The sequence below is a fragment of the Microvirga arvi genome (assembly GCF_016892765.1).
Classification (GTDB): Bacteria; Pseudomonadota; Alphaproteobacteria; order Rhizobiales; family Beijerinckiaceae; genus Microvirga; species Microvirga arvi.
The window spans coordinates 1-7,522 of the sequence record NZ_JAFEMD010000118.1 but is presented as its reverse complement, the minus strand read 5'-3'; the positions used below and the strand labels follow the sequence as shown (position 1 = coordinate 7,522).

Genomic DNA, 7,522 nt, shown 5'->3' with positions numbered 1-7,522 from the left:
TCTATCTCGCTGCGGACGAGGCCGGCTTCATCACGGGCTCGACCCTGTCGGTGAACGGCGGCCAGTACATGGCCTGATCTGATATACCGATCCTGTTGCGAGCAGCCTGAACTTGGGTCTGTAATTGGCCTATTCCGATGATGCGGGGCCCGTCGGGCTGCGTCGAACCTGAAGCTCCGCAAAATCACTCTCCGCGTATTCAACCCCGCGCAGAGGGCCTCCCCTGTCCTTCGCCTGCTCCTGACGCCTGAGTTGCCCACGCTTGATCTTGCCGGAGATGGTTCGCGGCAATTCTGGAACGATCTCGATCTGCCGGATGCGCTTGAAGGGTGCTAGCCGTGCATGCGAATACTGGAAGATAGACAAAACTGTTTCTGGCGAAGGCTCCACTCCAGGTATGAGCGAGACGTAGGCCTTTGGCACGGACAGACGGATCGCATCCGGCGCCGGAACTACGGCTGCCTCCGCGACAGCATCATGCTCAATCAGCACGCTCTCAAGCTCAAACGGGCTGATACGATAGTCGGATGATTTGAACACATCATCCGAACGCCCCACGAAGGTGAGATACCCATCCTCATCAGCAAAGGCGATGTCGCCGGTGCGATAGAGGGCTCCCTCGGCCCCACTCACTGTGCCGTCGGCATTCTGGTAGCCCTGCATGAGCCCGGCAGGCCGGAGTTCCCCCAGGGCAAGGCAGATCTCGCCCTCCTGCGTCATGTTGCCGTCCAGGTCGAGCAATCGCACGGGATAGCCCGGGAGAGGGCGCCCCATGGTTCCCACCTTAATCGCCTGGCCTGGCGAGTTGCCGATCTGCGCCGTCGTCTCGGTCTGGCCATAGCCGTCGCGAATGGTGAGGCCCCACGCGGCACGAACCTGCTCAATGGTTTCTGGGTTCAACGGCTCACCGGACCCGCAGACTTCGCGCAGAACTCCCTTGTACCCCGCGAGGTCCTCCTGGATCAGCCGGCGCCAGACCGTAGGCGGGGCGCAGAACGTGGTCACGCCGCAGCGTGCCATGACATCAAGGAGACTTCTGGCCTCAAAGTGCGGCTGGTTGACGGCCAGTACGGTGGCGCCCGCATTCCAGGGCGCGAATACGGAACTCCAGGCGTGCTTGGCCCAACCCGGCGACGAGACATTCAGGTGAATGTCGCCGGGCTGCAGGCCAAGCCAGTACATGGTAGAGAGTGCCCCGACCGGATAGCTGCGCTGGGTGTGCCGTACGAGCTTGGGCTTTGCCGTTGTACCGGAGGTAAAATACAGCAGCAAAGGATCGTCAGGCTGCGTTGGGTCATCCGGGGCAAAGGCTTCGGAGTGATAGGAGACGTCCTGGTAGTCGTGCCACCCCGGGGGTGTAGCGCTACCCACATGAACGCAGGTGACACTGCTGTTGCACAAGCCTTCGAGCTTTGCGACCTGATCTGAGCTGGCAACTACGGCCTTGACCCGGCCGCGCTCCAGCCGATCGCTGAGTTCCTCTCGTGTCAGAAGCGTCGTCGCTGGGATGATGACGATCCCAAGCTTCATGGCTGCCAGCATCGTCTCCCAAAGCGGCAGTATGTTCCCGAGCAGCAGCAGCAGATGATCGCCGCGGCGAAGACCCGAGGCCCTGAGGAAGTTTGCGACTTGGTTCGACCGGCATGACAGCTCTTTGAAGCTGAGCTTCGTCTCAATGCCGGTCGCGGTCTCGACGATCCAGAGTGCCAGCCGGTCACGACTTTCGGGATTGGAGGCGAGTTCGCCATCAAACCAGTCGAGCACCCAATTGAAGGGGGCTGGGTCGGGCCAGCGGAAGCCAGCAACGGCGGCGCTATAGTCGGTGCGGTGCTCAAGCAGGAAATGTCGCGCGTCTCGAAACGTGGTCATCAGCACATCTTGGTTCAGCGACAAATCGCATAGGGGGGCTCATCTGCCGGCGCAACAGCACCAGAAACAAATCGGGGAAGATGCTCCGTAAGGGGGTCTCAAGCCAGGCGGAGGCGCCTTGCATTGGCTTGCACGCGCCGTCGATAGCTCTTCACCACCTTGTGGGCTGACCTACCTGCCGCAACAGTCGTGGCAGCCTCCATGAAGGCGAGCATCTTCTCGGTCACCATCAGTTGCGCTTCAGCCGGAGTGCCTTGGCCCGCAGCAATCTGCGCCAAGCGCATGCCAATGACACTCTGCGCTTCCAGCGTGAGAAGAGTTGTATCGGTCGCCAGCCGGATCCAAGCTCCAAACATTGGTTCTTCTCCAGCCTTACAGCTTGGTGAGCCAGCCGTGGGGGTGATCAAATGAGTGCATCAAGGAAATCTGGGAGGTTTGGACACCACAGCAAACGCATAGGAACGCCCGACTGCTAATCGGGCGTTCAGAACAGGCTGGCGGCGCAGGTTGTTACCTGGCGCGAGAAGCAGGCTTTGGAGAGGTAAAGGTCGACTGCGCGGCAGAGCGGACAGCGTTGAACGGCGCAAGGCTGTCCTGAGCCAGCTTGGCATAGAGTTCACGGGTCTTCGTCGACTGGGCGATGAAGCCCTCGTAGGCGCTCTTCACGTACGCGGTCTGAACTTCGATTGCCTTGTCGAGCGACTTGACACCGACGAGCTTCTCGAAGGTGGAGGCGGTGTGCTCGAACGACTTCTTGGCGTAGTCGGCGGTATCAACGACGATCGCCTGAGTGCCGGTGGTGGCAACCTCAAGAGCCTTCACGGTTGCGTCAAAGCTGTCTTTGCCGAGCTTCTGGACGGTCTCAAATGGCTGGTTCATGGTGGTTCTCCGAAACGGGATGCTGTGCCCGGTATAAATTGGTAGCCGCTGACAGTTTCGGCTGGCCCTTTATTGTGCATCGCACAATGAAAGTCAAGCTGTATTGTGCGATGCACAATATGTGGAATCCGGCCTTTTTGCCGCATCTTTCAACCAAATCAGCCCGGATGCTTGCTGTTTCATGCTGCGCTGCCGTATGAATGGTCGCGCTTGCTGATCGCAGCTGTATCTTTGTTGCGCCTTATGAACCAAGAAGCTTGCGTGCCCAGTTCCGCGTACGTGTCTCTGGCGTTCTTTCACCCCACGGAGAGATCTAGCTTTTGCGACCGCTGCATGCCCTGTGCGGTCGATAGGGCCGGATCCTCTGCCCTTTCTGCGAGGAATGATGATCAACCGAACCATCGGCCAAACTCCGCCTGATAAAGCCAACGAGCTCTTCGCCCAGCTGCTGGGCACACCCAAGGATGCCGTTGAGGCCCGCGAACAGTTGCTCGCAAGCCTGGCACAGGAGCTGGACCTGCTTGCCAGCCTGCAGGAGCAACACCTGTTTCCGGTGCTGGAGAACCACCCGGAGACCGCCGAACTCGTCCGTGGGGCACGCGATGATAACCAGAGGACCAGGGCTCTCCTGGACGAACTCGCGGCGACGCCGAAGGACAGCGATGCGTTCCTGGCGAAGGTCGAGGAGCTGAGACAGGTGTTTCAGCAGCACATCCGCAACGACAAGAACGAGCTTTTGCCGGTGGTGCTGAAGGTCCTCAACGCAGATGAGGTCGAGGCCGTGGTCGAGAAGGTCGAGGAGGAGATCGCTGAAGCCGAGGCCACGCGTGCTGCCAACGACCAGCCGCCAGCGCGGCGCAGGAAGGCCGCACGGGCACAGCGCACGAACGGCAACCTGCTGGCGCCAGTTGAGGCTGCTCCCGAGGTCGTCCGGGAGGTGGAGCAGGAGATTCAGGCGGCAGCTCAAGACACCGCACGTGCAGCCTCCGAGATCATCGACCGCACAACAGAGGTCGCCGCCGATCAGGTTCAAGCGACATCAAACCTGCTGGATCAGGCGCCACACTACGTGCAAGCCATTGCCCGCTCCAACAGGATCCTGGCTCGTGGGGCTGGCACCATTGCGCTGGAATGGTTCGGCCTCAGGCAGGAGCGCCTACTCAAGAACCTGGATGCCGTGAATGAGCTTCTGGCCTGCCGATCAGTGCCTGACCTCGTGAGCCTCCAAGGCTCTCTCGTGCGTCAGAATGTTGAGCAGATGATTGGCAACAGCCAGCGTCTCGCGCAGATCTCGGCCCAGGTTGCCCAAGAGGCCACCCAGACGATCATGGCTCCCAAGGCAGGTCGGCACATCTCCTGATGGTCAACGTCAAAGCACTCCCGGCACCTCAAGCCGGGAGTGTAGCAGGCCGTGATGGTCAGGAGACCAACACAGTCTTGGCCCGCCATCTTCTTCTTGGTATAGCCGCAGCGCCGAGGATCCGGTGTGGTTCTTCGGACCAGGGCCTGTAGCTCAATGGTTAGAGCCGGCCGCTCATAACGGTCTGGTTGGGGGTTCAAGTCCCTCCAGGCCCACCACAGACTGGTCCAAAGCCTGCCACTACAGCCATGACCTGCCATATCGACCATGACTGATCCTCATCACCTTCCAGATACCGAACTCGTGGAGCACAAGGGTTATCAGATCCGCCTCAGCCCGAGCGGACCCGAGTGGCTGGCCTTCGTGGCTCTGCCCAGGCAGCGCCCGACCCTGATCATGGCTCCCGATCGTGCGGCGGCCCTCGCCAAGGCCTATGAGTGGATTGATCTCCAGCTTGCATCTGACAAGAAACCAGGATGACCTACCGTCTGATCCAGCTGGCGCCCGGCGCCTATGATCTGATCCTGCACGACAATGTCGTCGCCAGCGGCATTGTCAACTTAACGAGTTTTGCTCGCTATTTGCGGATTTTCGGCCCGGGCAGGTAACGTATTTTCAGTGGCTTAGGGCCAGGCGTGATGACCTCAAGCAGCTCTTACTTGCTTAAGTTGACAATGCCGCGCCAGCCTCTCGGGCGACCGCCCCGAAGCCGTAGATGCCGACCGTCCTGGCGGATCCCGTTGCCACGAGCGACCGCCAGCCGATCAGGCCGGCACAGAGGAGGGGAGCCAGAGCGACGGGATCGCCGTCGTCCGGCAGCGGGAAGGCATAGGCCGCATCGGCGCCAGCGTGAGATGCAAAGCCGCCATCCCGGGTGTATCCGGTGAACAGAGGCTCGTCGCACAGGTTCTCCCGGCCCGAGGCGCAGTAGAGCCTCGCGAACAAGCCGCACCAAGGCGAAACGGCTCAGCCCTTTCGGATTGTGGGCCGAAGGGTGATCACTCGTCATCTGCTCGCCTTTTTCGCTCAGTGGCGGTTTGAGCTATAGTTGGCGGCCTTTGGCCCGGAGGCCGTGATGTCAGCCAGTAGCTACTTGTTTGGCGAGTCCACCGGAGAGTTGCAGCGCCTCGCCCGACAGGCGGCACTGGTCGAACCAGAAACGGAGGAGTTGTTCCGGCGTGCCGGCATCACGGCTGGCATGCATGTCCTGGACATCGGCAGCGGCGCTGGCGATGTGGCTCTGCTGATGGGGCGGCTGGTTCGCCCCGGCGGGAGCGTCCTCGGCATCGAGCGCTCCGCTGACTCCGTTGCCCTTGCCACCCAGCGGGTTGCCGCCGCGGCCAACGTACCTGTGCGTTTCGAGATGGGTGACCTCAACACCTACGAGCCCTCGGCAGCCTATGATGCCGTGGTCGGGCGCTTCGTGCTGCCTTATCTGGCCGACCCGCCTGGCGTGCTCCGGCGGCTCGCGTCCCATGTCCGGCCCGGTGGCATCATCGCCCTGATGGAGTTCGATGTCACTCGGATCGAGAGCGTGCCGGAGGCACCGCTCTTCCGCACCGTTGCGACTTGGATCAGGCAGGCCTTCGAGGGCAGCGGCATCGACCCAGCCCTGGGATCCCGTCTGGGGGCGGTGTTCCGCGATGCGGGCCTGCCGTGGCCACATATGAGTTCGTTCCAGAAAGCCAGTGGCGGGCCGGACGGGTTCTACTGGCTGTTTGCCGAGACCGTACGCACGCTGCTGCCACAGATCGAGCGCCTCGGCCTGGCCTCGGCCGAGCAGGTCGACATTGACAGCCTCGCGGATCGGCTGCGGGACGAGGCCATCGCCACCCGGCTTACTGCCTTCTCGCCACGCTGGGTCGGAGCATGGGTGAGTGTGTCAGTGCCGGGCGGGCCATCAGCAGGAGCGTGAAGTCATGCCAACGCAGCAAACAATTGGCAGCATGTATGGCAGTGCGCCAACGACGACATTCATGGGCCTGCCAGCCTGCCTTGACCTCTCGAGGCCGGAGGCTGCCGCGGTTCTCATCGGCGTTCCGGCCGCGACTCCCTACGCGTCGGTCGGTTCGTATTGCGCGGACGCCCCGAATGCGATTCGCGCGGTGATGGCCCAGTATGCCGCCGCCCTTCATCACCATGACTTCGATTTCGATGGCCCGCTGCTGCCCCCAGGAGTCCGTGTTGTGGACGCCGGCAACCTGCCGAATGCAGACGAGGCTGCTGTAAACCGCTCCCAGATCCGGGACACGGTCGGCGCAGTCCTCGATGCCGGCGTGGTGCCTCTTGTGCTCGGAGGCGACGACTCGGTTCCAATCCCGCTGTTCGAAGCCTTTGCGGGGCGGGGTCGCTTCACGCTGCTGCAAATCGATGCCCATATTGACTGGCGCGATGAGGTCGATGGTGAGCGGCTAGGCCTGTCGAGCACGATGCGCCGTGCTAGCGAAATGACCCACATCGACCGCATGATCCAGGTTGGCCAGCGTGGCGTTGGCTCTGCCCGTCCTGCGGATGTGGCAGACGCAACGGCGGCGGGTGTTCACTTCATCAGCGCCCATCAGGTGCATCGGGAGGGGCTTGAGCCGGTGCTGCGCCTGATTGAACCGGCCTCTGAGGTTCTGATCACCTTTGACTGTGACGGCCTGGATCCCGCCATCATGCCGGGGGTGATCGGCCGAGTCCCGGGCGGGCTTAGTTATTGGCAAGCAGTGGATCTGCTGCACGGCGCCGCCGAGCGGGCCCGGATCGCGAGCTTTGATCTGGTGGAGTTTATGCCGGCCCGTGATGTGGATGGTGCAGGAGCCCTGGTGGCCGGGCGCTTGGTTGCAACTGCTGTGGGACTGATTGCACGGCAGTCTCAAAACCCGACCTAAGCAGGCCTAACCTTCACCCGATACTCTCGGAGCCTGCTAAACAGTTGGCTCCCAGATTCCGTCGACAGCAAACGCCTCGCCTTCGCCCGGCCAGGGCGGGATGGTTGTGCCTACCGCCGCCAGCGGCTCATGCGAGATCGAGCGGAACTGGGAAGTGGGTTCCAATCGGGATGGTGATGGCGACGCCAGGCCCCACATCCACAATCTCTACGCGGGCATGCAACCGTCGCCACATCTGCCCGCGGCCTGAGACAAAGTACCAGAACTCCTCGACGCTATGGTGCGCCATGCCATTGACGCCACATCCATAGCGTCCGGACGGTGAATCCCCCTTGGCGGGTTTCCCACGCGAGATCTCTACTCTATCACCTCGTCGGCGCGGGCCAGGAGCGAAGGGACAATGTCGAGGCCGAGTGTCCTGGCAGTCTTCAGGTTGATCACGAGCTCGAATTTGGTCGGCTGTTCCACCGGAAGCTCCTCGGGTTTGGCCCCCTTGAAGATCTTATCGATGAAGGTTGCTAAGCGGAAATAAAGGTCAGGA

General features: G+C 61.8%; 10 protein-coding genes, 1 tRNA gene and 2 pseudogenes. 7 read left to right on the top strand and 6 right to left on the bottom strand.

The features are described from left to right. Positions 1-77, top strand: a pseudogene (locus ILT44_RS31330) (beta-ketoacyl-ACP reductase); the annotation flags it as partial. 52 nt (positions 78-129) lie between these two features. On the opposite strand, the gene ILT44_RS29390 reads toward ILT44_RS31330, so the two are convergent. From ILT44_RS29390 to ILT44_RS29380, 3 genes are all read right to left on the bottom strand, one after another. Then, positions 130-1,869 (bottom strand): AMP-binding protein, encoded by a 1,740-nt coding sequence (locus ILT44_RS29390; RefSeq protein WP_204243152.1) that lies wholly within the window; start codon positions 1,867-1,869, stop codon positions 130-132. Positions 1,870-1,967: 98 nt separating this feature from the next. Then, the gene (locus ILT44_RS29385; RefSeq protein WP_204243151.1) at positions 1,968-2,225 is read right to left on the bottom strand and encodes a hypothetical protein; all 258 of its coding nucleotides are present in this window, start codon (positions 2,223-2,225) and stop codon (positions 1,968-1,970) included. Positions 2,226-2,379: 154 nt separating this feature from the next. Next, positions 2,380-2,748, bottom strand: a complete 369-nt coding sequence (locus tag ILT44_RS29380) for a phasin family protein (protein ID WP_204243150.1) — start codon at positions 2,746-2,748, stop codon at positions 2,380-2,382. Between the two features lie 385 nt (positions 2,749-3,133). On the opposite strand from ILT44_RS29380, the gene ILT44_RS29375 reads away from it, so the two are divergent. The 4 genes from ILT44_RS29375 (at position 3,134) to ILT44_RS31595 (ending at position 4,716) form a co-directional block, all read left to right on the top strand. Continuing rightward, positions 3,134-4,108: a phasin family protein gene (locus ILT44_RS29375; RefSeq protein WP_204243149.1), complete on the top strand. Its 975-nt coding sequence runs from the start codon at positions 3,134-3,136 to the stop codon at positions 4,106-4,108. Between the two features lie 142 nt (positions 4,109-4,250). Continuing rightward, positions 4,251-4,326, top strand: a tRNA-Ile gene (locus tag ILT44_RS29370). Positions 4,327-4,375: 49 nt separating this feature from the next. Beyond that, positions 4,376-4,588, top strand: a complete 213-nt coding sequence (locus tag ILT44_RS29365) for a hypothetical protein (protein WP_204243148.1) — start codon at positions 4,376-4,378, stop codon at positions 4,586-4,588. Then, positions 4,585-4,716 (top strand): hypothetical protein, encoded by a 132-nt coding sequence (locus tag ILT44_RS31595; protein ID WP_255549972.1) that lies wholly within the window; start codon positions 4,585-4,587, stop codon positions 4,714-4,716. Before ILT44_RS29365 ends, ILT44_RS31595 begins: the two co-directional genes overlap by 4 nt. Positions 4,717-4,807: 91 nt before the next feature. Here ILT44_RS31595 and ILT44_RS29360 read toward each other — a convergent pair. Then, positions 4,808-5,065, bottom strand: a pseudogene (locus ILT44_RS29360) (alcohol dehydrogenase); the annotation flags it as partial. 118 nt (positions 5,066-5,183) lie between these two features. On the opposite strand from ILT44_RS29360, the gene ILT44_RS29355 reads away from it, so the two are divergent. Both ILT44_RS29355 and ILT44_RS29350 read left to right on the top strand, forming a co-directional pair. After that, positions 5,184-6,023 (top strand): methyltransferase domain-containing protein, encoded by an 840-nt coding sequence (locus ILT44_RS29355; RefSeq protein ID WP_204243146.1) that lies wholly within the window; start codon positions 5,184-5,186, stop codon positions 6,021-6,023. Between the two features lie 4 nt (positions 6,024-6,027). Beyond that, a complete protein-coding gene (locus ILT44_RS29350) occupies positions 6,028-6,981 on the top strand; it encodes an arginase family protein (protein WP_204243145.1) in 954 nt (317 codons plus the stop codon). Positions 6,982-7,108: 127 nt separating this feature from the next. On the opposite strand, the gene ILT44_RS29345 is transcribed toward ILT44_RS29350, so the two are convergent. Together ILT44_RS29345 and ILT44_RS29340 are read right to left on the bottom strand one after the other, a co-directional pair. Next, positions 7,109-7,270 carry a hypothetical protein gene (locus ILT44_RS29345; RefSeq protein WP_204243144.1) on the bottom strand — a complete coding sequence of 54 codons (162 nt, stop codon included), beginning with the start codon at positions 7,268-7,270 and terminating at the stop codon, positions 7,109-7,111. A 68-nt stretch (positions 7,271-7,338) separates the two neighbouring features. Then, a partial coding sequence (locus ILT44_RS29340; protein ID WP_204243143.1) for an ABC transporter substrate binding protein occupies positions 7,339-7,522 on the bottom strand: 184 nt, incomplete at its 5' end.

What these genes read in the sequence shown, in the direction of transcription:
- ILT44_RS29390 (WP_204243152.1), bottom strand. Translation starts at nt 1,869, where the DNA reads ATGACCACGTTTCGAGACGCGCGACATTTCCTGCTTGAGCACCGCACC.
- ILT44_RS29385 (WP_204243151.1), bottom strand. Translation starts at nt 2,225, where the DNA reads ATGTTTGGAGCTTGGATCCGGCTGGCGACCGATACAACTCTTCTCACG.
- ILT44_RS29380 (WP_204243150.1), bottom strand. Translation starts at nt 2,748, where the DNA reads ATGAACCAGCCATTTGAGACCGTCCAGAAGCTCGGCAAAGACAGCTTT.
- ILT44_RS29375 (WP_204243149.1), top strand. Translation starts at nt 3,134, where the DNA reads ATGATCAACCGAACCATCGGCCAAACTCCGCCTGATAAAGCCAACGAG.
- ILT44_RS29365 (WP_204243148.1), top strand. Translation starts at nt 4,376, where the DNA reads ATGACTGATCCTCATCACCTTCCAGATACCGAACTCGTGGAGCACAAG.
- ILT44_RS31595 (WP_255549972.1), top strand. Translation starts at nt 4,585, where the DNA reads ATGACCTACCGTCTGATCCAGCTGGCGCCCGGCGCCTATGATCTGATC.
- ILT44_RS29355 (WP_204243146.1), top strand. Translation starts at nt 5,184, where the DNA reads ATGTCAGCCAGTAGCTACTTGTTTGGCGAGTCCACCGGAGAGTTGCAG.
- ILT44_RS29350 (WP_204243145.1), top strand. Translation starts at nt 6,028, where the DNA reads ATGCCAACGCAGCAAACAATTGGCAGCATGTATGGCAGTGCGCCAACG.
- ILT44_RS29345 (WP_204243144.1), bottom strand. Translation starts at nt 7,270, where the DNA reads ATGGCGCACCATAGCGTCGAGGAGTTCTGGTACTTTGTCTCAGGCCGC.